Here is a 1030-nt window from a genome sequence, read left to right as displayed (position 1 = left end):
CCTCACGGCGGTCACCGCCACGGAAGCCACCCTCACGAGGCGCGTCGCCGTCGCGGCGGAAACCACCCTCACGGCGCTCGCCGCCACGGGTGTCGCCGTCGCGGCGGAAGCCACCCTCACGCGGACCCGAGCGGAAACCGCCCTCGCGACGGTCACCGCCACCGAAGCCACCCTCGCGGCGCTCGCCACCACGGAAACCGCCACCGCGCGGCGCCTCGCCGTCCCGGCGGAAGCCACCCTCACGGCGGTCACCGCCACGGAAGCCACCCTCACGAGGCGCGTCGCCGTCGCGGCGGAAACCACCCTCACGGCGCTCGCCGCCACGGGTGTCGCCGTCGCGGCGGAAGCCACCCTCACGCGGACCCGAGCGGAAACCGCCCTCGCGACGGTCACCGCCACCGAAGCCACCCTCGCGGCGCTCGCCACCACGGAAACCGCCACCGCGCGGCGCCTCGCCGTCCCGGCGGAAGCCACCCTCACGGCGGTCACCGCCACGGAAGCCACCCTCACGAGGCGCGTCGCCGTCGCGGCGGAAACCACCCTCACGGCGCTCGCCGCCACGGGTGTCGCCGTCGCGGCGGAAGCCACCCTCACGCGGACCGGAACGGAAACCGCCCTCACGGCGGTCACCGCCGCGGAAGCCACCGCTGCGGGGGGCGTCACCGTCGCGGCGGAAGCCGCCCTCACGACGGTCACCGCTCGGCGCGTCGCCGTCGCGGCGGAAGCCGCCCTCGCGCGGACCGGAACGGAAGCCGCCCTCGCGACGGTCACCGCCGCGGTCGGCGCCGGAGCCGCCCCGCTGGCCGCCCCGGTCGTCACGGTCTCCCCGGTACGGGGGACGGTCGTCCCGACGCGGGCCGGCGCCGCGCCCTTCGGGGCGGTCGGCGCGATCCTGGTAACGGCGCGGACGATCTCCGCCCTGCGGTTCTGAACTCACAGGTACATCCTTCCTCATTGCGCCATCAGTGGCGCTACGCAGTCGAGGGCCGACCCCGATGGGGCGGCCCGCGCCAGGAAGATTGTCCGGCGG

General features: G+C 76.4%; 1 protein-coding gene. It reads left to right on the top strand.

Translation table 11 applies throughout. From position 1 onward, the window contains the following. Positions 1-931: hypothetical protein (locus KBX37_RS33945; protein WP_374103951.1), on the top strand; the 931-nt coding region annotated here is incomplete at its 5' end. Positions 932-1030: the final 99 nt, after the last annotated feature.

This window comes from Micromonospora sp. U56 (genome assembly GCF_018070095.1).
Lineage (GTDB): Bacteria > Actinomycetota > Actinomycetes > Mycobacteriales > Micromonosporaceae > Micromonospora > Micromonospora purpureochromogenes.
Note: the sequence above shows the minus strand (reverse complement) of the source record. Positions and strands in the feature narration are given on the sequence as shown.